Origin of the sequence: Cellulomonas endophytica (assembly GCF_004123805.1) — a bacterium.
In the GTDB taxonomy this organism is placed as follows: domain Bacteria; phylum Actinomycetota; class Actinomycetes; order Actinomycetales; family Cellulomonadaceae; genus Cellulomonas; species Cellulomonas endophytica.
The window spans coordinates 1-21,377 of sequence record NZ_RWJX01000046.1; the positions used below are offsets into that span (position 1 = coordinate 1).

Sequence of the window (21,377 nt, forward strand, 5' to 3'; positions counted from 1 at the left end):
CGACGAGGAGGCGGGCGTCCTGCGCTTCGCCCAGGAGAGCGGCTCCGCCGGAGACGAGTTCCGGCGCGTGACGCTGGCCGCGTCCTTCGCCGAGGGCGTCGGGCTGTCGGGCCGCGCCTGGCGGGCGCGCGACCTCGTGTTCGTCCGCGACCTCGCGGAGGTGACCGACTGCGTCCGCGCTCCCGCCGCGCAGCGGGCCGGCGTGCGGTCGGGCGTGTGCTTCCCCGTCGTCGACGAGGGGCACGTCATCGGCACGATGGACTTCTTCGTCACCGAGACGATCGAGCTGTCCCCCTCGCGCGCCGCCGCGCTGCGCAACGTGGCACAGCTCGTCTCGCATCGCCTGTCCGTGCTGCGCCGCTCCGCGGAGGACACCCGCAACGCGCATCTCCTGCTCGACACGGTGTCGCAGCTGCGGGCCGCCGCGGGCGACGCCGGGCGGGTCGCCGAGGAGGCGGTCGGGCAGTCGGGCGCCATGCGCGAGGAGGTGGCGGCCCTCAGCGAGGCCTCGGCCGCCATCGGCGACGTCATCAAGGTCATCACCGCCATCGCCCAGCAGACGAACCTGCTGGCCCTCAACGCCACCATCGAGGCGGCCCGCGCCGGCGAGGTGGGCCGCGGCTTCGCCGTCGTCGCGAACGAGGTCAAGGAGCTCGCCGGCGAGACGGCCGCGGCCACGCAGCGCGTCGCCGACCAGATCGCCGGCATCCAGTCCAGCAGCCGGTCGGTCGCCGCCGGGATCCACGCGACGAGCGAGATCGTCGGGCAGCTCGACGCCGTGCAGCAGCGCATCGGTGACGTGCTCGAGCAGCAGGCCGCGATGGCGGCGCGCTTCACGAGCTAACGCCGGCCCTCGCCGCCGAGGTTCGGCAAGATTCTTTCCTTGGTGCGTCGGACTCCTCGTCCTGGGTATCGCCACGGTCGTTTCCTCGGGCCCTCCATCCGCCGGTGCCACTGTCGGTCGCGTACCTCCTGTGTCTGCGCGGCGCTCGCGTCAGCATGGGCTTCCAGGTCGCAAGCGGTTGCGTCCTCGTCACAAGCCTGCGCTGCCTGATCTTGCGCCTATACGCATTCGTCACCGGGCGACAGGCCGCGCGAAGGCCGGCGTTCGCGGCGGCCGAGTCCGGCTCGTCGGGGACGATCTTGTGGTTGAGGCGCTGGACGTGCAAGTACATGCGATCCGCCTGAGGCGAGCAGTTGGGCTCACTTTCTCGTCCGCCAGACGAATCGCATCTTTGCGCGCAGCCACGTCTCCGCGGTCAGCGTGCGACGCGCCGAAGGAAGGCCCGAACCGCGTCAGAGGCGTTCAGCTCGCACCATGAAATATCTCCGCTGGCCTCGCTCGACCGGCTTCGGAAGCTCCTACCTAGGTTCTTCCGGTGGCCGCCAATGGGAAACGAGGCCGCCGCCGACTAGCAGAAGACCGTGACGTCCGGAGCTGACAGCCGCTCTGACACCGTCCGGTACCGGTACCTGCCACAGCAGGCGTCCCGTTCGCAAGTTGCGGGCCTCGAGCCGGCCTTCAGCGGTCGAGACCACGACCTGCCGGCCGTCTGTCGCATGCCCACCATCGATGTCGCCAACTGTCCACAGCGCGTCCCCTGTTTGAGCACTAGGGCGCGAAACACGTCGTCTTCCTCAAGCAGGACCACGCCCGCGACGACCTGCACGTGCTGAGGGGCCGCCCATCGCAACCAGCGCCGCTCACCGGTTTGCGCGTCGCGAGCGTGCAGCAGCCCGTTCAGCGACTGCACGAACACCAGGTCCGACCTGCTGCCGTCGTCAATGTCCGGGGCGACGAGGTACCCCGCCGCGGACCAGGCGAGTGATCCGTCGGCGTCAAGCACCTCGACAGCAGGACCGTACGCACGACGCGCTCCCTGCCGCACCTGCCTACCGTCCAACAGGTCGACCGCGCCGGCGGCATACGGGGACCAGGACGGAGCTCCGCTGAGCTCACGGCCGCTGCCGCTTTCGAGGACTGTCACCTTGCCATCGCCGACGGCGACGAGAACTTCGCTCCCTTGCTGCCACACCGACACGCCCGCTAGGCCATCCCCGGCCACGGTGTCGTCCGTCCAAGACCAGATCCGCTCCCCCGTCGTCAGGAAACGAGCCTCGAGAGTGACCCGGCTATCCTCGTCGAGGCCGTAAAACACAGCTCTGTCCTCGGTCAGCAGATTGGCGCTCCCCAGCGGTACGTCCAGCGCCAGTCGCTGGGCGCCCGTGGCCGGCTCATGCACCCGCAGCGACAAGCCGCCCCGTCCCTGGCCTCTGTGGTGCTCCTCGCACACCGCGCTGCTGCTGGTCGCGAGGCCCGGCTTCGCGACCGTGGCCGTGGTGCAGGGGCCATCGAGGGCGTAGATGGCCCGGCCGTCGTCGACTCGAACGGCCCGGACTTTTCCGTCGTGCTGTGCGATCAGCACGGTCTCATCGGTCTCCATCAGCACTGCGGCGCCGGCGGTCCTCCAGGTCTGCACGAGGGGTGCTCCTAGGTCTGCTGCCAACCCCTGGGTCACGGCGAGCCGCGCGTCGAGCCTGGCGGCAACGACGGCGTCGACGGCGGTCAAGCCTCCGAGAAGCAGCGCAGCCGCGCCGACGCCCCAGCGCGTCCGCCGCGACCATCGACGGCGCGGGCGTGGAACGCCGGGCGGGGTCCCCCCGTCAGCAGCGGCCGGCCTGGCCACGTCCTCGTCCCACGTCACCTCTGTCAGCCGTTCGGGCCGCATGGTGCCTCACCATCGTCGTCGGGCAGAGCAGAGGTCAGGGGCGGCCTCGGCGCTTGGCCTCGTACATGGCCTGGTCAGCAGCGCGGAGCAGGTTGTCGGCGCTGTTCATGGTGGGGTCGAGCACGGCTGCGCCGATGCTGGCGCTCACGTCCAGCTCGGTGTCGTTGAGTGTCAGCGGCGCGGCCAGCGCCTGTTGGACCTGCTGCTGCAGCTGGGCAAGAGTGGCGGGGGTGGGCAGGTCGGGGCAGAGCGCGACGAACTCGTCGCCGGCGTAGCGGGCCAGGATGTCAGTAGGGCGTAGGGCGCCAGCGACCCGGCGCGCGACTTCGATCAGCAACTGGTCGCCGACCAGGTGCCCGTGTTGGTCGTTGACCGACTTGAAGTTGTCGAGGTCGATGAACAGCACCCCGATGCCGCTGCCGGATGCCGCGGTGATGGCTTGCTCCAGCTGGGCGAACAGCAACGCGCGGTTCCCGAGCCCGGTCAGGGGATCGTGGGTGGCGCTATGGGCGGCGACCTGGTGTGCCGCGCGGGCCTGGTCGCGGTCGTGCGCCATAACGACGTAGGCGACCGCGACGTCTGCCAGGGCCTGCGCGGTACGCAGGAACGTCTCGTCGAAGGACCCTGCGCTGGCGCGGTACACGTCTAACGCTCCCCACACGTGCCCGCGAGCCAGGAGCGGGATAGAGGCCACGGAGCGCAGGCTCAAGGACTGGGCGTGCTCGCAGAACTGCGGCCACCGCTGCGGATGGGCTGCGAGGTCCTCTTCGATGACGACGCGTCCACTTGCGCGGGCGTCCATGCACGGCCCGCGCATCATGGCGTCCTGGATCTGTTCGGCGGACTGCACGGCGGGTGAGGTCGCCGAGACCAGCTGCATGCGGTCCCCGACGTTGAAGACCACTCCGGCGCCGGCGATGTCGAGGATGTCGGCGGATGCGGCGGCGAGCTGGTGCAAGATGTCAGCGACCTGAAAGTCGCCGGTGGCGTGCTGCGCGAACTGGACGAAGACCTCGACCAGGCGGGCGTTGAGCGGCACGCGGCGTCCTCCTTGTGCGGAACTGTGAGCGGGAGCTGCACAGGTGGCGCAGCGCGCGTGCGGTCGTACCGCAACCGCAAGCATTGTCTTCGCTGGCCGCTTCTGCCAGGTGGAGTCGCAACGGTCACCAGAACGAGGTTCGGCGCGGCCACCCAGTCTTCCGCAGCGGTACGTCGAGCGACTCCTGCGTCCCGCTCGAGGACGACACTGTCCGGCGCGACCGCACGGCCCGCGGAGCGGCGCGACGCCGGCGCTGCTTCTCAGTGCTGTAGGCCCTCGCCGCTGCGCACCGCTCCTCGTCGCCGCGACCGTCATTCTGACTCGATGCAACGGCGCGGAGGACTGAGGGTGTCGTGGTCAGGTCACAGTGCGCCGTGCGACATGGGCAAGGTCTCGATAGGAAGAGTGAAGGTGGCCCAGACATGGACGGTGTCCGGGGTGCGGTACCAGGCGGTGTCTTGAGACAACAGGTGCGTGATGTGTAGACCGAAGCCGCCGTGGCCGGCGGGGCGAGGTTCGGCCACGTGGGGGCGGTCGGCGGTGGCGGGGTTCGCGACATCCAGCAGGTACGTGACGCCGTCGGTGCGCAGATGCACCACTACGGGTGCCTCGCCGTGCACGAGCCCATTGGTGGCGAGCTCGGTGGCGACCAGGGCGATGTGCTCGGGGACGCTGTCGAGGAGCACAGGCCCGGGGCGGGCGACCGCTCGGTCGACCTCGTACCGAAGGCTGGCACGCAGGGCGGCAAGGTCGCTGACCGAGGTCAGGGTCCACTGCTGCACCACGGGCAGGTGCAGCAGTGGCAGTGCTGACCGCAGGGCGGGCGTGCGAGCGGTGTCGTTCACCCCCTGAACCTCCGGCAATCGATGGGACGGGCGCGGCGCATCCGCCCGTGGCCGTGACACCGACGGTAGGCACAGGCCGCCCAGACCGCCATCGGCAGGGGCAGCAGACGGAGGACACCTGGAGGCAAGGTTGCCACGCCGGGCGTTTCGAGTTGCGCGGCGCGAATCCTCTGGTCGCATGGAGGGCAACGCAGTGAACCGCGCTGACCCGAGAAGTGGTGCGGCGCATGAACGAAGGAGACGGTGACGTGATCAGCACGCAGCAGGCCCAGACCCTCACCGGCGCCACCGTGCACGGCTCGGACGGCGGCAAGATCGGCAAGGTCGGCCAGGTCTACCTCGACGACGCCAGCGGCTCCGTGGAGTGGGTGACCGTCCACACCGGTCTCTTCGGCACGAAGGAGCACTTCGTGCCCGTGGCCGACGCCACGGCCAGCGGTGACGGCCTCACGGTCCCCTTCACGGCCGACCAGGTGAAGAACGCCCCCTCCATCGACGCCGAGGGCCACCTCGACCCGCAGGAGGAGGAGGCGCTGTACCGCCACTACTCCCTCGACTACTCGACGGACTACGCCACGACGGGCACGGCGGGCTACGCCGACACCGACGCGCGCGGCACCGTCGGCCACGACACCTCCGGCCCCACCACCGACGACGCCATGACGCTGTCGGAGGAGCGCCTCGACGTGGGCACGGAGCGCCGCGAGGCCGGCCGCGCCCGCCTGCGCAAGTACGTCGTGACGGAGCAGCAGACCGTCCAGGTCCCCGTGTCCCGCGAGGAGGTCCGCCTCGAGCGCGAGCCCATCACGGACGCGAACCGCGGCGCCGCGCTGGCCGGTCCCGACCTGTCCTCGGAGGAGCACGAGGTGATCCTCACCGAGGAGCGCCCCGTCATCGCCACCGAGACCGTCCCCGTCGAGCGCGTGCGCCTGGACAAGGAGACCGTCACCTCCACGGAGACCGTCACCGCCCAGACGCGCCACGAGGAGGTCGAGCTGGACGACGAGAGCGGCACCGCTCGGCCCTCCCAGATCTGAGCGGTACCGGTCCGGACATCGCACGCGCGGCAGGGCTGGTCGGCTTCGAGCCGACCAGCCCTGCCGTCTTGTACCTCGGATCGTCACGGCGCTCGACGGTGCTCGACGGTGCTCGACGGTGCTCGACGGTGCTCGACGGTGCTCGACGGTGCTTGATGGTGCTTGATGGTGCTCGACGGTGCTCGACGCATGGACGGTCGGAACGGGCACGGACCGATTAGGTCGGGTCCAGCGGCCTGGGACGCGGGGTGCCGGGGCCCGAGGGTCTAGGACCGTTGGGGTGCTGCGTGCGGGCGACCAGGTCGCCGGCTAGTTGCGCCAGCTTGATGTTGCGGTGAGAGCTCAGGCCGGACAAGAACGCGAACGCTTGGTCGGGTGTACCACCGCGGTGCGCCATCACGATGCCCTTGGCCTGCTCGATGGTCGCCCGGCTGCCGAGCGCTTGCTGCAGCTGAGCGGTCAGGGTCGTGCTGCGCTGCCGGTCCTGCAAGACTGCGAGAACGACACCTGCGGCGTCGGTGACCAGGTCCGCGGCGGCCAGGTCGTGAACGCTCCAGGCTCCCGGTTGGGTCCGGTAGAGCGTCACGACGACCTGTTGGTGACCCGCGTCGAGTGCCCGTGCCGCTACAGCTCGAGCGGTCGCCCCATCGTCGGAGCGGCGAGCTGCTGCGCTCAGGGCCGGCCACCGGCGGTCAGCGGGCAGGTCCTTGGTGAGCACCCACGTCGCTGTGGTCAGGGCGGCGATGCTGGGCCCGTGGCCGGTGCGCAGCTGAAGCTCGTCGCCGCGCCCGGCGACGGCGCCCGTACCGGCCACGGCCGTCGGGGCGGTGGGAGAGCCGAGCACGACGCTGACCGCGTCGACACCTAGGGCGTTCCTGACCGCCTCGGCGAGGGGCCGCAGCGCAGCGGGCACCGTGAGGTCCCGTCGCGCCAGCTCGAACACCTGCGCGCAGTGTCGTGCCAGGACAAGGCAGGGCGGTCCTGTGCCCGGAACGGGCGCAGGCGGCACCGGTGAGGGCAGCAGCGCCGGGGCGTCTGGACTGTGGCGCTGGGCTCGCGGCTGCGCCTGAGACGAGACGTGGTGCTGCGGAGTGTGCTCGGTCATCAGAGCCGTCAGGGGTGTGCGTCGGCGCTGGCGCGGGCCAGCTGCGCCAGTCGTTGGTGCCGTTGAGCGACAGCCGCGTGGTGAGTCGCGATCAAGGCCCACCCGACCTGGACGTGCTGTGGTGCCGTCAGGTTCAGCAGCGGCATCACCGCCAGGGCTACGGCCGGCTCGTGCCGGCGGGCGGTCATCACAGGCGTCACTCCCCTCCAAGGGTCGGGTCCGCAGGCGGCGAGGCCGCACCGGCAGTTCGGGTCGTGGGTGGGCCCGTGGCCGGCAGTGGCACCGCTGGGGTGGGAGGGATGTGGACGGGACCGGCTTCAGGGGGGCGTGGTGCGTCGTGCGGGTGCAGCCGGACCGCGACCAGGGCCACGTCGTCCTCGGGTCGGTCGGAGACCATGCGGGACAGGACCTCATCCACGATCACGTCGAGCGGGTCCTCGGGACGGTCCTGCTGGACCTGCGCGACGGTGGCACGGAGCCGCTCCAGGTCCGCGCTTAACGTCGACCCGCGGCGCTCGACCAGACCATCGGTGTACAGCAGCAGGGTGGAACCGCGGTCCACGCTGATCAGGGAATCGGTTCGTGGGGCGTGCGGGTCGATCCCCAGCAGCAGGTTCCCGCCGTTGCCGTGCAGCAGGGTGACGGTGCCGTCGGGGTGCAGCAGCAGGGGTGGCAGGTGACCAGCGCTGGACCAGCGCAACCGGGTCACGTCCCGGTCCCGCTCGTCGCCGACCTGCTCGAGGCGGGCGACCACGGCGGTGGCCAGGGTGTGCACGGACAGGCCGGTCATCGCCGCGTCGAGCCCGGACAGCACTTGTGCGGGGCCGTGCCCGGTGGCGTAGGCGATGCCGCGCAACAGCGTGCGGACCTGGCTCATGGCGGCGGCTGCGGCGCTGTCATGGCCGATGACGTCCCCGATGACCAGCACGGTGCCGCCATCGGGCTGCAGGAACGCGTCGTACCAGTCGCCGCCGACCTGAGCGGCGCGCGCGGCGGGCAGGTACCGCACCGCGATCTGCAGGTGATCGGGCTCGACCGGTGCTGACAGCAACTGACGCTGCAGGCCTTCGGCCATGCGGTGCTGCTCGCTGTACAGGCGGGCGTTGTCGACCGCCAGGCCAGCCCGGTCGGCGATCTGCGAGGCCAGGTTCAGGTCGGAGGCGGACAAGCGACCCTGCCCGGGGCCGCGGAACAGGGACACCAGCCCGACCACCCGGCCGCGGGCCTGCAGCGGCAGCACGTACAGGGCATCGGGCGCCAGGGCTCGGATGGCGCGGGCCGCTTCAGCGTCGACGCTGCTAGCGATGGTCTCGCCGGCGTCCTGCTCGATGAGGACCGGGGCGCGCGTGCTCAGCGCCCGCTGCAAGTGGAAGTCCGAGCTCATCTGGTGCAGCCGGTGCTCGCGGTACTCCCCCAGTAGGGCCCGGCCGCGGTCGTCGGTGTGCCAGGAGCCCACGTCGCGCAGCGCACCGTTGCTCTCGACCAGGGTCACGATGCACCACTGGCTCAGGCCGGGGACCAGGTGCTGGGCCAGCCGTGCCACCGCCTCCTCGGTGTCTAGGGTGGAGCTGAGGTCGGCGCTGACCCTGGCCAGCAGGTGCGTCCGGTGTGCGGCCCGGTCGCTGGCGGCCTGGGCCTGCTCGGCAGCCCGCAACGCGTCCTCGGCCACGGCACGCGCGGCCTCGGCAGCGCGGCGCGCGCTCTCGGCGGCCTCACGGGCCACCTGGGCCTCGGTCTCGGCGGCGCGCCGGGAACTGATGTCGTGGAAGTACACCGATAGTCCCTCGGCGCTGGGCCAGGCCCGCGCCTCATACCAGGCGTCCAACGGGGCGGGGTAGTACGCCTCGAACGTCCGCGTGGTTTGGGTGTGGACAGCCCCGCGGTACTGCTCCTCGAACTGCGAGGCGACTGCGGCGGGGAACAGCGTCCAGATCTCCTGCCCGAGCAGCTCCTCCCGGGAGCGGCCCAGCAGTCGCTCGGCCTCGGCGTTGACGTAGCTGAAGTTCCAGTCGTGGTCGAGGGAGAAGAAGGCCGCCGACATCGTCTCCAGCACCCGGGAGATCCGGGCGTCGCCCTCACGCAGGACGGTGGTGTCGTACGCGGCGCCCAGGACGCGCACAGCGCGCCCCGACGGATCGGCCAACGTCGCGCCCCGGGCCAGCAGCCAGCGCACCCCTGCCTGGGGCATCAGCACCCGGTACTCCGCCTCGTATCCCCCGCACCGGTCGATGGCCTCCTGCAACGCCTGGGTGACCCGGTCGCGGTCATCAGGGTGCACCAGGGCGGTGAAGGCCTCGATGGTGCCGGCGAACTGTTCCCTGGTCAGGCCGAACAGGGCCAGCAGCTGATCGTCCCAAGTCAAGGCACCGGTGGTCAGGTCCCAGTCAAAGCTGCCCACTCCCCCGGCGGTGACCGCCAGCTGCCACCGCAGCCGGTCTGCCTCGTACTCCACTGCCAGGGCTGACAGCTCCAGCTCGGTGACGGCATAGGTGGCCAGGTCCTGCAGCAACGCCACGTCCGACAACGACCACGCTCGCGCCACCGCATCGAACACGCACAGGGCACCGACGATCTGCTCGTCCTGCCCGAGCAGCGGCACCCCCAGGTAGGAGCGCACCGCGCCGGCACGGACCGGTTCCAGGTCAGCGACGCGGACGTCGTGTCGGGCGTCGGCGATGATCAGCGGCTGCCCCTGTGCGGCGGTCAGGGCGCACAGCGAATCTGCCAAGGGCGTCAGTCGTGCCTGGCTGTCAGGTGCGGTCGTCGCGCTGATGACCTGCGCCTCGGCCAGCAGGGAGATCTGCGCAGCGCCAGTCCCGGCCAGCCGAGCCGCCAGGCTCACCAGCCGATCCAGAGCGGGGTTGTGCGCCGAGCGCAGCAGGCGCCGCGTCGCCGCCACCCGAGCCAGGTCGCCCTCCAGCCTGGCGGCGGCCTGCTGCGCCCCGCCCGCCACCACCGCCTCGGCGTCCTGGATCAGGTTCTGCGTCCAGCTCAGGTGCTGCTGCTCCGTGCTGAGCACCGGATCGTCGCCGGCCGGGTGTGCCCCAAGATCTGGGGCGGGCTGGACCTGGTGCTCGGGCCCCGGCAAGGGGTCCCCGGCGCCCGGCGTGGTGTGCGGCACGACTCCCCGATCTGGTCCGTTGAAGGTGCCACCGCTGCGAACTTCGGCGAGTTCGGCACCGGAGCGGATCATAGCGCCGTCGAAGTTTCTGGCCGCGGCGGCGGAAAGAGTGCATACAGCGTAAGCAGCCGGTGAGGACCTGCCGCTGCACCACGCCCCAGGTGGGATCTGGTGAAGCGCTGCGTATGCTCCTACGACGGTGAACCCAACGTGTGCTGGAGGCCGCGATGCAGCAAGCCTCGGACTTTGACCTGGGCTACCTGCTCGTCCTGGCCGGGCGGGTGGTGCAGCACGCCACCGATCAGGTGCCCTTTGAGGAGGGCTTGGGCTCTGCTGATGTCAACGCCCTGTACGAGCTGCACGTGCACGGCCCGATCGTCGCCGGCGCGTTCGCCCAGCTGCTGAACGTGCGTCAGTCGACCGTCAGTGCGATTGCGGACCGGTTGGAGAGCCGCGGGTGGATGTCCCGCACCCGGGACACCACCGATCGGCGCATGGTGTGGCTGGCCCTGACCCCCGCCGGTGAGCAGGTCGTGCAGCGGGCGGCGGTCAGGATGCTGCCGGCCGTGCAGGACGTCTTTGGAGGGTTGACTCCTGGCGCAGCAGTGGCGCTGCGAGCGTTGCTCGCCGAGTTCGTCGATCCATGGCTGGCGCAGCGAACCGGACCACGCATCGACCCTGCAGCCATGGTTCCGCAGCAGCACCTGCCAGGCACCGTGTTGGTTTGATGATCAGCGATCGCCACGTGCCAGCCAGCACCGGCGGGCGGCAGTGGTGACCATGGGGGCACGGGACCTGCCGGCGCCGCTTCAGGCGGGCAGAAGCGTTTCGGGTGGTTGTGGGGCACTGAAGTAGTAGCCCTGGAAGTACCGACAACCCAGGGCGTGCAGTTCCTCGACGGCGGCCCGGGTCTCGACGCCCTCGACGATAACGCGTCGGCGTAGAGCCGTCCCCAGAGCGACGACCGCGGCGATCACCGTCGTTGCCGCCGCGCTGGTGTGCAGGGCGACGGTCAACGAGCGGTCGATCTTCAGCATGTCTGAGGAGACCTCAACCAGTCGGGCCAGGGAGGAGTACCCGGCACCGAAGTCGTCCACAGCGATCCTGACACCGCCGGCGACGAGCGCCTCCAGGGTGCGCGGAGTCCCCTCGAGCAGGAGGGAGGTCTCGGTCAGCTCGAGCACCAGAGCCGCGGGCGCTGTTCCCGTCGTGGCCAGGATGGTGAAGACGTCCGCGGGCAAGGTGGCGTCGGCCGCGCTCTGCGCGCACAGGTTCACGAAGACTTCGCGCGGGGTGCCGTCGCCGGCGGTCCGCCAGGTGGCCAGCTGGGCGCACGCCTGCCGCAGCACGAGCCGGTCGATGGCCGGCAGCAGCCCGAGCCGCTCGGCCAGCGGAAGGAACTGGGCCGCAGCGAGCAGGCCCCGGTCGGGGTGGTCCCACCGCACGAGGGCTTCCACCGCGCATGCGCCGTTCCAATCGTGCCCGTCGGCGGGCAGCTCCTCGCCGGCATGATGAATCGGTTGGTAGTGCACCGCCAGAGAGCCCTCGTGCACGGCGCGGCGCAACTCCTCATCCAGCGAGCTGGCGCTGGCGCTGGCGGGCAAGTACTGCAACGGGTCGAACAGGGCCATACCGCCACGTCCGCGACGCTTGGCCTGGTACATCGCTGCGTCCGCGTGAGCGATCATCGCCGAGGCCAGGACCGCTGGGTCTTCGACCACGCACACTCCGACACTGATCGAGGGCGCGACGCTGGCCGCGGTCAGGTGCAGGGGCGCCGCGACGAGCTCGACCAGCCGTGCGCCGACCTGCAGCGCCGCCTGTGCATCGGGCAGGTCCTCCAAGACCGCGACGAACTCATCGCCGCCCACCCGCGCCAGCGTGTCCTCTGGCCGCAGGCCTGAGCGCAGGCGTATCGCGCACCCGGCGATCAGCTGGTCGCCGGCGTGGTGACCGAAGGTGTCGTTGACGTACTTCAGCCCGTCGATGTCGACGAACAGCACGGCCAGCACACCGGGGTGGCGCCGCAACCGGCGCAGGGCGTGGTCCAGGTGTTCCAGCAGCACCGAACGCACAGGTAGACCGGTAGCGGGGTCGTGCATGGCGCGGTGCGCCATCTCCTGCCGCATCGCGCGGGCCTCGTCGCGCTCTGAGGCCAGCACCAGGTAGGAGGTCGCCAGTCTTGCCAGCTGACGGGCGACGACCAGCTCCTGCTCGTGCATCGGCCGCGCCTGACGCCGGAAGACGTCCAGGACGCCCCAGCAGCGGCCCCGGGCCAGCAAGGGAATGGAGGTCACTGCGTGCCACCCCCGCGCCAGAGCGGCAGCGCGCACCTGGGGCCACTGGTGCGCGGTGCGCAAATCCGGCACGTCGACGACCCGTTGGGTTCGCATGGCGTGGTAGCAGGGTCCGTCGCTGAACTGCTCCTGCAGCGCCTCGATGGTGCTCGTGCCCTCGTCGGTGGCGTGCTCGAACCGCAGCCCGCTGCCGTCTGCCTCGGGTGCCATGACGCCCGTGGCGTCCGCGCTGAGAACCGTACGGGCCCCGTCGGCCAGGCGCCGCAGCATCGTCGAGCCGTCGAACTCCTCCACGACGGTGGCCAAGAACTCGTCAACGACACGGACCATCGCGTTGTGGTCGATCACGGGACCTCCTTCTGGACGGTCCGGTCACCGGCGCCTCGTCCTCGAGGTGCCTTGTCGGCACTCGTCCCCCTTCGACAGAACACGGGAACAGCACGGGAGCGGCGTGCGGCCGGCCGCCCAGTGACGAGTCCATCGTGTCCTACTTCGAGGAGGGAAGGGACTCCTTCGCTGCCACATCTCCTGCGCGCTTGTCGCGGTACATTGCGTCGTCGGCCGCCACGAGCAGCGAGGTGGCGCGATCGACGAGCGGTCGCGGTGTGCGGGCGCTGCCCTCTGGAGCATGAGCTACGCCGATGGCCACGTGCACCGACCCCGCAGGCAGGGTTGCGGTGACCTCACCGACAGCCTGACGGAGCCGTTCGGCCAGCAGGGACCCGTCCTGGCGGGCACTCAGCCCCTCGGCGACGACGAGGAACTCATCGCCGCCATAGCGGGCCGGGGTGTCGCCTTGGCGCAGGGTGCGCCGGATCTGGGCAGCGACGGCGACCAGCAGATCGTCCCCGACGCGGTGACCGTAACGATCGTTGACCTGCTTGAAGCCGTTCAGGTCCAGAAACAGCACCGCCAGGTGGCCGCCGTGCCGGTCTTGCCGCGCCAGCGCCTGTTCCAAGCACATGATTCCCGCGCTGCGGTTCGGCAGACCGGTCAGGGCGTCGGTGGCCGCGTCCCGCACGGCGCGCTGCATCGCCCAGGCGTTGCTCATCGCAGCGGCGAACGGTGCGGCCAGCAGCTGCAACGCGGCGGCGTCCTCCTCTGACTGCGGAGCCACCACGGCGGAGCCGGCGACCAGGAGCGCACCGACGCTGCGCCCCTCGTGATGCAGGGGAACCGCCAGCAGGGAGGAGGCACTGGTGCACCCGCCCTCGAACACCTCACTCAGGGGGATCTGGTTCGTGCCGGCGCGCGCCGGGGTGTCCGCCAGTAGCGACCACCCGCTCAGCGACTCTAAGGGATCCATCGCAATCCCCTGCAGCATCGTCAGCGACCCCGTGGTGCACTGCACCAGCAGGTTCCCGTCGTGCAGCTCGACCAGAGCGGCACCAGAGGCGCCGGCCACGTCCTGCGCGCCCTGACAGATCCGTTCCATCACGACCGCGGGCACGAGCTCGGCGGCAGCGACCCGACCCTGTGCCCGGACCAGCGCCTGTTCGCGCGCAAGAAGGCGGGCGTCGCGTGCGGCGGCCTGCTGGGCCGCGGTGACGTCGGCCATGGCCACCACGGCTCCGTGCGACCTGCCCTGTGTGCCGCGCAATGCCCGGCCGCTGGCCTGCACCGTGCGCCGGCGGCCCTGCTGCGGGGCGATGACCAGTCTGGCGTCGTCGACCCGGCCCTCGCGCAGCGCCCGCAGCAACGGGATGTCGTCCTTGGCCAGGGGCGTGTGCCCGTCCTCGGCGAACAGGTCATACGCCCGCGCCAGGTCGCTCGGATCGATCGCCGCGTCGGCGTCAATGCCGTGCCACTGACGAGCCGTGCGGTTGAACAGGGACAAGCGTCCGTCGGCGTCGGCGGCCACGATCGCCACGTCGACGGAGTCCAGGACGGCCTCGAGCAGGACGCGGCGCTGCTCGGCCTGTGTCGCAACGGCCTGCCAATGACGGGCCTGCGTCCGGTGGGCCAGCAACGCCTCCGCCGTCCGCGCCAGCAGCTCCAGCTGGGCCACCTGAGAGGGACGCAGGTCGCCGGGGCGCTCGTCGAAGACGCACAGCGAACCGATGACGCCCGAACCCGGTCCAGCGCCGCCCTGCCCATCTGTGCCGCTGCCACCCGCAGGTCCCTCGGCGGCGGCAGCGACGGCGAACAAGGGGGTTGAGGCGTAGAGGCGGACGTGGGCTCGCCGTCCGTCGACCCAGGCGTTGCCGGCGTACCGGGGGTCGCTGCGGGCGTCGGCGACCACGACGGTCGCGGGTCGGGACGCCACCGCGCACATCGACTCGTCCAACGCGGTCGCTGCCCCCACGAAACCCGTGGTGAAGGGCTGGCACTGCAGGTCGCCGACGAACAAGTTGATCGTCGCCGTCGGCACGGCGGCGATAGCGGCGGCCATTGCGACCACGGCCTGCAGCCCGGCGGTGTCGGCGCCCGCGGCCGCCTCTCCCGTGCGCTGGCCCTTGATCGCCGGTACAGCGAAGGAGGTGCTCACACCCGTTCTATCGACCGACGCTTCAGACCACGAAGCGTCCAGAGGAGTGAAGTGGGCCGCCTCATGCCAGCCGGATCTGATCCCGGCCGCCGCGCTTGGCGGCATACAGAGCCTCGTCAGCGGTCCGCACCAAGCGCTGCGCAGCGGCGGGGGTGCGCGTGGCGGCCACGCCCATGCTGACCGTGACTGGAGTTGGCACCTGGCCGTGCAGGCCTTCTCGGATGAGCTCGGCCACGGCGCCGGCAGCCGGCGCCGCGGTGTGCGGCAGCAGCACCGCAAACTCATCCCCGCCCAGCCGGGCGATGGTGTCGCCCGGGCGCTGCTGCTGCTGCAGCACACGACCCACCGCGGCCAGCACCTGATCCCCCTCATGGTGTCCGCGGGTGTCGTTGACCTGCTTGAACAGGTCCACGTCCAGCAGGATCAGGCTCACGCAATCATGGCGTCGACGCATCACCTCGCCCAGGACCTGGTCGAACGCTCTGCGGTTGAGGCAGCCGGTCAGCTCGTCCGTGGACGCCAGCTGGTTGATCTCCCGCAGGTAGCGGTACCGGTTGTGAGCAGCACCGACCGCATACAGGCACGCCAACGCCGACGCGACGTGCGGCGGCCAACGTGGCGGCGCCGACGTCAGGGTCTGGACCGACGCGTGCACCGCGACGATGGAGGCGCCGATGACGGCGGTCGGGCCGGGCGGGTAGGCCGAGGCCGCATGGATCAGGACCAAGCACCACGTGAGGACCAGCTCAGTTGAAGGGTCGCCCTCCACGACCATCATGACGCCGATCAGCACCACACCCAGGACCGACCAGCCGACGAAGAACGTCCATCCGCGGGCGTGGCGCAACAACCGATGTACCGGGACCAAGACCAGCGCCGGGGACAGGGCCAGCACCGTCAACGCCACCACCAGCTCCCCGACCGGCAGCCCGACCCACCACCCCCGGACGGCGACAAACGCGGCCAGTGACGCCGTCAGCGCAGCACCCATGCGGACATGGCGGCGCCAGAAGATCTCGTACTCCGGTCCCCACCACTGCCCTGCCACAGGTCACCTCCTCCTCGTGCTCCCGGCGCGCACGTCCTCCTCGCGACACACGGCGCCTTAGACGCGCGCGCTCGGCGCCGACTCGCTGACTCCGTGCCGTCCTTCTTCGCCCCGGCACCGACAGGCACTCAGTCGTAGAAGACGCCGACACGGTAGTTCATCAGCAGAAGCGTCCATGTGGCTTCTCGGACGGCGCACGGCGGATGTGAGACCACCCAGAACGTTCCAACGGCGCCGGCGTCCGCAGTCGCCGGGGAGGAGGCTCCTTGATAGGTCGAAGGGCCCAGAAGAGCCTCCAGTGGCGCGAAGGCGTCTGTCGACGGTCGTGCGACGCAAGGCAGCCCGGCACTTCGATAGTGACGGGGTGGACCGCCAGCTGCGCGCCGGGACTCGCGCGTCAGCGGGCGGCGACGAGCTCTGCTGAACAGCGCAGACTGCCTCGCTGCTCTCCGGTCAAAGGCTGCCGCGCACCGCACATGGGCCTCGAGTGCGCTTGCCCGCCTCACTTCATTGGCGCGCCTCGGCGACGGGCGCGACCGGTGCTGCTCCCTCTGCGACGGGTCACGTGGCAGCGCGGCAGGAAGGGGTGTCGACGCGCCGGCAGGCGGTGGCGGGTCGCCGCACGGTGTGGCGACCGCACCGCCGTCCTTTCAGGCGACGTGCCGGCCAGCACGGGCGCGACCAGAGCGTGCCTTGAGGGCGACGCCCGTGCCCAGGGTCAGCAGTGCCACGAGAGCGGCCAGGGCAGGGCTGGCACCGGTCTGCGCCAACCGTCCAGCGGTAGAGCTGCTGGTCGAGGTCGTGGCCAAGGGCACGGTGACCTCGACCTGGACGGTTCCCGTGGTCAGGGCTCCCGCCGCGTCCGCAACGGTGTAGGCGAGTGTCACCGGCCCGGAGTAGTCCGTGGCCGGGGTGTATAGCAGCTTGTTGTCGGCAATCTGGGCACTGCCGTGCGCCGGCGGGTCGACGGCGACCAGTCGCAGGGGCGAGCCGTCGGGGTCGGTGACGTTGGCGAGCACGTCAATGACGATCGGCTGTCCGGCGACCGCGGCGGTCGCGACGGTCGGCGTGCTCGCCACGGGCGCGGTGTTCGCGACCGTGACGGTGAGGGTGCCGGTGCGGGCGCTGGTTCCGTCACTGACGTGGTAGTTCAGTGTCAGGGGTCCGGAGAAGCCGTCGGCGGGCACGACGCGGATCTTGCCGTCGATGACCTGCGCGGTTCCGCGCGGGGTGCCCTGCTCGTCCTGAGGGGTGCCCACGCTGGTGGGAACCAGCGTGAGGGTGTCGCCGTTGGGGTCGCTGTCGTTGGCGAGCACGTCGACGTCTACAGGCCGGCCGTAGGGCGTAGTGGCCGTGTCGGCGGCGGGGACGGGCGCGGCGTTGGCGACCTGCACTTCGAGGGTGCCGGTGTCGGTGCCGCCGGCGCCGTCGGCCACGGTGTAGGTGACGGTCACAGTGCCCTTGTAACCCGCAGCGGGCGTGACGGTGAGCGTCCCGTCGGTGTTCACCGTGACGGTCGCGTCGTGGTCCGCGGTGGTGGCGGTGATGTTCAGGACCTGGGAGGTCCCGGGGATGTTGGGGTCGATGTCGCCGTGGAGCACGTCGACCGTGACGGGGGTGTTGGTCGGGGTGCTGGCGGTGTCGTCGTCGGCGACCGGAGGGGCGTTTTCGATGACGACGGTGACCTGGGCGGTGCTGGTGTCGGTGCCGTCACCGGCGGTGTACTCGAACGTCACCTGCCCGGCAAAGCCGGGGGCCGGGACGTAGCGGACCTGGCCGGCCTCGATGGTCACGGTGCCTTGCACGTGCCCGTCAGCGTCAACGGGGTCGGTCAGCCCGCCCGCGACCAGGGTCAGGCTCTCCCCGTTGGCGTCGCTGTCGTTGTCCAGCACGTCGATCAGCACGTCAGTGCCGGTCGGGGTGTGGACGGGGCCGTCGGGGATCGCGGTGGGGGCCGCGTTGTCCACGGTGACCGTGAGGGTTCCGGTGGCCGTGCCGCCGGCTTCGTCGCTGAGGGTGTACGTGACGGTCACGGGGCCGGAGTACCCGGTCGCGGGAGTCACCGTGAGGTCTCCGTCGGTGCCGACGGAGACCGTGGCGCCGTGATCGGCGCTCGGGGTGCCGGTGAGGGCCAGCTGCTGCCCGGGGACGCCGGCGTCGACGTTGGCGTCGCTGTCGTTGGCCAGGACGTCGACCGTGACCGGGGTGTCGGTGCCCGTCGCGGCGACGTCGTGGCGAGCCACGGGGGCCAGGTTCGCGGCGGTGATGATGGCGGTGGCGGTGTCCGTGCCGCCGCGCCCGTCGCTGATCGTGTAGGTGAAGGTGTCGGTGCCGGCCCACCCGGTGTGAGGGGTGTAGCGCACCAAACCGCCAGTCAGGACCGTCGCGGCACCGTGGGTGGGCGCCGTCGTGGTGGTGACGTCCAGTGCGTCGCCATCAGGGTCGCTGTCATTGCCGAGCACGGTGACGTCCACGGCGGTGTCGCCTGCGGTGCTGGCGGTGTCGTCCACGGCGTCGGGGCTGCCGTTGACGCGGACGGTGACGGTGGCGGTGTCGGTGCCGCCGTGGCCGTCGCTGATCGTGTAGGTGAAGGTGTCGGTGCCCGACCACCCGGCGGCTGGGGTGTAGGTGCCCGTGCCGTCCGCGGCGAGGGTGACCGTGCCGTGCGCGGGCCCGGTCGTGACGGTGGCGGTCAGGGAGTCAGAGTCAGGGTCGGAGTCGTTGCCGGTCAGGGTCACGCTTACCGGTGTCCCGGAGGCAGTGTCGTAGACGTCGTTCACGGCGTCGGGGGCGTTGTTGGTGACGGTGATGGTGACGGTGGCCGTCGAGGCGGCGCCGCGGGTGTCCTGGACGGTGTAGCCGAAGGTGTCGGTGCCGCGGAAGCCGGGCGCCGGGGTGTAGGTCACGGTGCCGTTGCTCAGGCTGACGGTGCCGCCCTGGGTGGAGGGGGGGTGACCGAGCGGACGGAGACGGCATCGCCGTTGCTGTCGGTGTCGTTGGTCAGCACGGGCACGGTGACCGGGGTACCGGCGGGGGTGGTGGCGGTGTCGTCGACGGCGGTCGGGGCGGCGTTGGCCACGTCGACGCGGACGGGGGCCGTTGAGCGGTTCCCGGCGCTGTCCTCGAGCGTGTAGGTGAACACGTCGCGGCCGGCGAAGGTGTCGCGGGGGGCGTAGGTGACGGTCCCGTCGGGGTTGATCGTCAGGGGTCCACCGGCGGCGTCGGTGACGGCCACGACAGTGAGGGTGTCCCCGGCGTCGGGGTCGCTTGATCCGGTGAGCACCGGGATGGCCAGGGTGCGCTCGCTCGGCGAGGGGGTGAAGGCGACGATGTGCGGGGCGGCGGTCGGCGGCTGGTTGCTGGGGTTGGCGGTGCCGGCGACGGGGCTGATGACCGCATTCGTCGCCGAGGCGGCAGCGGCTCGGGTGGTGAACCCGTTGTAGGACAGGGAGGCGGCGTTGACGAGCTCCTGCCCGGTGGTCGCGTCGTTGTTCACCGTGACCTTGAAGGTCACGTGGTGCTGGGGGGCGCCCGTGGAGACGGGGATGTCACCACCGGCCGTGGGGGTGGCGCCCGCGCCGAGGTAGGCGATGACGTGCCCGTTGTCGGAGCCGTCGTAGAAGGCGGTGTCGGCGTCGACGGCGTCGGTGACGGGGGCGCCGTCGATGGTTAGGGAGCCCGGCACGTAGGTCGTGCCGGTGGGGATGGCGTCGAAGAGGCGGCTGTCGGAGGCCACGTCCAGGCCGATGTTTTCCACCGGCACGGTGTAGGTCAGGGTGTCCCCGACCTCGACGCTGCCGCCGTTGTCGTCGACGACGGTCTTGGTGCCGAGCAGCTGCGGGTCGTACAGGTCCGTGACGAACGTGACCACGCCCGGGTAGTAGACGTCTTGTGTGGTCGTCAGCGTGATGGTCGCGCTGGTGGCGTTGTTCGCCAAGGTGCCGGAGGCGTCCAAGGTGTCGATGTCCATGCCGAACTGGTTGACGTAGTCAGGGTTCTTGGACGTCACCCGGGTGCCGCGGGCGGCGATGGTGGAGTTGAAGGGGTTGGCCGCCGGGTTCAGGGCGTCGCTGATCGTGGTGCTGTTGAGCTTGAAGGTGTCACCCGTGTAGGAGGCGTCGCCCTCGTAGGTGACGGCGCCGAGGGTCGTCTGCACCGGGCCGGAGGGCGGGGTGCGGAAGCCCGAAAGGGAGATCGTCGTCGTGCCGCCGTTGGCGGTCGTCACGTCGCCGAAGCCGGAGAAGACCGTGAGGTTGCGGCGCGGCTTAGAGGGGTCGGCCACGGCCACGAGGAGGGACCAGCCGGCGTACTGGTCGGTCCCACCCGAGGAGGACTGCACGTTGGCGACGGTGTAGGCGCCCGAACCCGCGGCGGCGACGGCGTCGGTGACGTCGATGTACCCCTGGTACGCCTGGCCGGTGGTGTCCAGCCGGGTGCCGGTCAGCGACAGCGTCTGCTCCGGCGTGGTCAGTCGCACCTGGGAACGCAGGGCAGGATCGGCGGTGTTCGCCACCGTCGCAGCGATGCGGCCGCTCCACACCAAGGCGGCGAACAGGACGCTCCCGCCGGAGGGAACGGTCAGGTCCGCCGAGGAGGAGTTGAACGTCCCCGCGTCGGCGTCGACGTCGACGAACTGCGAGGCGTAGCTGTTGTTGTTCAGCGCTGCCGCGGTGCCCGCACGGGCAGCGGCGCAGTTCGCAGCGGCGTCCTGACACGTCATCAGCGTGTTCCCCAGAAGCAGCACGTCGCCGTTGGTGTTCGCCGAGAACACCGGATCGAACGGACGTGAGACGGCGGCGTGCGCAGGAGCGGCCACGGTCAGTACCAGCGCCGGAGCAGCCAGGGCGAGCGCCACCCCGGCTGCCCACGCGCGCAGTACGCCGCGTCGACGCCCACGCGAAGGGATGTGCTGCAAGACAAACCAAGACATGCTGCTCCTCAACGACAATCCGGCGTGCCGTCGTGCGCGGCGTCGCAAGACGCCTTGACAGAACACACACGGCTCCCTGGCCTCATCGGGGCGTGATGATCACTCTTGAGTTGTTCCCGTCGCGCGTCCGCGAGGTCGATCATCCGCTCTAGGCCCCAGCCTTCGGCATGGCGGGCGGCGCAGACAGAGCAGGAGCGCCCGGCCGGAATCTCGTCGGCGACGGCGTCATCGTGACAGCATTGGTTGGCGGCAAGAAGGTTGGCCCCGACGCGACGTCACGCAAGCGGCACCGCGCGATCTGGCTCGTGCTCGACGCCACGCTCCATCCCCTAAACGTCGACGCCTCCGGCAGTGTCACGGCCTCCTGTCCTCCGGGCTGCCGGCCGACGTGATCGCATACGGACTGTGCGAGCACGCCATCGACATCAAGGCAGAGCTCGCATCGATGACTTCGTCTCCTATGGCTGGGACGGCGAGGGGAGCCCCCTGCGCATCTGCTAGTAGCGCAACCGAGGGCGGCGGCTCGGGCACGCCGCTCGACCTCCGGACTGCCCCGACGCCTCGCGCCCGAACGACCGCCTGGAAGCGCCGGTCCGACGAGCTAGGACACAACAGTCCACACGGGCTCGTAGCGGGCGGCGAGCGCTTTGGTGCTCCCAGATCGGGCGTCGAGCACCCTCGGGTGCCGGGCGCGGTGACGCGACAAGCCGCGTTGCCTCGTGGTGCCAGAAGAGTCAG

Annotated in this window: 13 protein-coding genes; 3 read left to right on the top strand and 10 right to left on the bottom strand. The window is 70.8% G+C overall.

The window, feature by feature from the left end; all coding sequences use genetic code 11:
* A partial coding sequence (locus EJA20_RS12840) for a methyl-accepting chemotaxis protein (RefSeq protein ID WP_164983970.1) occupies positions 1-844 on the top strand: 844 nt, incomplete at its 5' end.
* 518 nt (positions 845-1,362) lie between these two features.
* Here the strand turns inward: EJA20_RS12840 and EJA20_RS19945 are convergent.
* From EJA20_RS19945 to EJA20_RS12860, 3 genes are all read right to left on the bottom strand, one after another.
* The gene (locus EJA20_RS19945) at positions 1,363-1,593 is read right to left on the bottom strand and encodes a PQQ-binding-like beta-propeller repeat protein (protein WP_129338629.1); all 231 of its coding nucleotides are present in this window, start codon (positions 1,591-1,593) and stop codon (positions 1,363-1,365) included.
* A gap of 1,170 nt (positions 1,594-2,763) precedes the next feature.
* Complete coding sequence (locus tag EJA20_RS12855) at positions 2,764-3,768, bottom strand: sensor domain-containing diguanylate cyclase (protein ID WP_164983971.1); 1,005 nt, start codon at positions 3,766-3,768, stop codon at positions 2,764-2,766.
* A gap of 362 nt (positions 3,769-4,130) precedes the next feature.
* Positions 4,131-4,613, bottom strand: a complete 483-nt coding sequence (locus tag EJA20_RS12860; protein ID WP_129338602.1) for an ATP-binding protein — start codon at positions 4,611-4,613, stop codon at positions 4,131-4,133.
* Positions 4,614-4,861: 248 nt separating this feature from the next.
* Here EJA20_RS12860 and EJA20_RS12865 point away from each other — a divergent pair, with 248 nt between their 5' ends.
* Positions 4,862-5,650: a DUF2382 domain-containing protein gene (locus tag EJA20_RS12865; protein WP_240675475.1), complete on the top strand. Its 789-nt coding sequence runs from the start codon at positions 4,862-4,864 to the stop codon at positions 5,648-5,650.
* A 217-nt stretch (positions 5,651-5,867) separates the two neighbouring features.
* Here the strand turns inward: EJA20_RS12865 and EJA20_RS12870 are convergent, their stop codons facing one another.
* The gene (locus tag EJA20_RS12870) at positions 5,868-6,593 is read right to left on the bottom strand and encodes an ANTAR domain-containing protein (RefSeq protein WP_164983972.1); all 726 of its coding nucleotides are present in this window, start codon (positions 6,591-6,593) and stop codon (positions 5,868-5,870) included.
* Between the two features lie 358 nt (positions 6,594-6,951).
* The gene (locus EJA20_RS12875; RefSeq protein WP_129338609.1) at positions 6,952-9,948 is read right to left on the bottom strand and encodes a SpoIIE family protein phosphatase; all 2,997 of its coding nucleotides are present in this window, start codon (positions 9,946-9,948) and stop codon (positions 6,952-6,954) included.
* A 140-nt stretch (positions 9,949-10,088) separates the two neighbouring features.
* On the opposite strand from EJA20_RS12875, the gene EJA20_RS12880 reads away from it, so the two are divergent.
* A complete protein-coding gene (locus EJA20_RS12880; RefSeq protein WP_164983973.1) occupies positions 10,089-10,604 on the top strand; it encodes a MarR family winged helix-turn-helix transcriptional regulator in 516 nt (171 codons plus the stop codon).
* Positions 10,605-10,685: 81 nt separating this feature from the next.
* Here EJA20_RS12880 and EJA20_RS12885 read toward each other — a convergent pair whose 3' ends face one another.
* The 5 genes from EJA20_RS12885 to EJA20_RS19780 form a co-directional block, all read right to left on the bottom strand.
* The gene (locus tag EJA20_RS12885) at positions 10,686-12,521 is read right to left on the bottom strand and encodes a putative bifunctional diguanylate cyclase/phosphodiesterase (RefSeq protein WP_129338613.1); all 1,836 of its coding nucleotides are present in this window, start codon (positions 12,519-12,521) and stop codon (positions 10,686-10,688) included.
* A 139-nt stretch (positions 12,522-12,660) separates the two neighbouring features.
* Positions 12,661-14,661 (bottom strand): GGDEF domain-containing protein, encoded by a 2,001-nt coding sequence (locus EJA20_RS12890; RefSeq protein ID WP_129338615.1) that lies wholly within the window; start codon positions 14,659-14,661, stop codon positions 12,661-12,663.
* Between the two features lie 61 nt (positions 14,662-14,722).
* Positions 14,723-15,709, bottom strand: a complete 987-nt coding sequence (locus EJA20_RS12895; RefSeq protein WP_129338617.1) for a GGDEF domain-containing protein — start codon at positions 15,707-15,709, stop codon at positions 14,723-14,725.
* A 650-nt stretch (positions 15,710-16,359) separates the two neighbouring features.
* On the bottom strand, positions 16,360-18,615 hold the full coding sequence (locus EJA20_RS12900; RefSeq protein ID WP_129338619.1) for a beta strand repeat-containing protein: 2,256 nt from the start codon (positions 18,613-18,615) through the stop codon (positions 16,360-16,362).
* A gap of 11 nt (positions 18,616-18,626) precedes the next feature.
* Positions 18,627-20,480 (bottom strand): Ig-like domain-containing protein, encoded by a 1,854-nt coding sequence (locus EJA20_RS19780; RefSeq protein WP_129338621.1) that lies wholly within the window; start codon positions 20,478-20,480, stop codon positions 18,627-18,629.
* Between the last annotated feature and the right edge of the window lie 897 nt (positions 20,481-21,377).

Bases quoted from the DNA above. Each gene is read 5' to 3' on its own strand.
- EJA20_RS12875 (WP_129338609.1), bottom strand. From the start codon at position 9,948: ATGATCCGCTCCGGTGCCGAACTCGCCGAAGTTCGCAGCGGTGGCACC.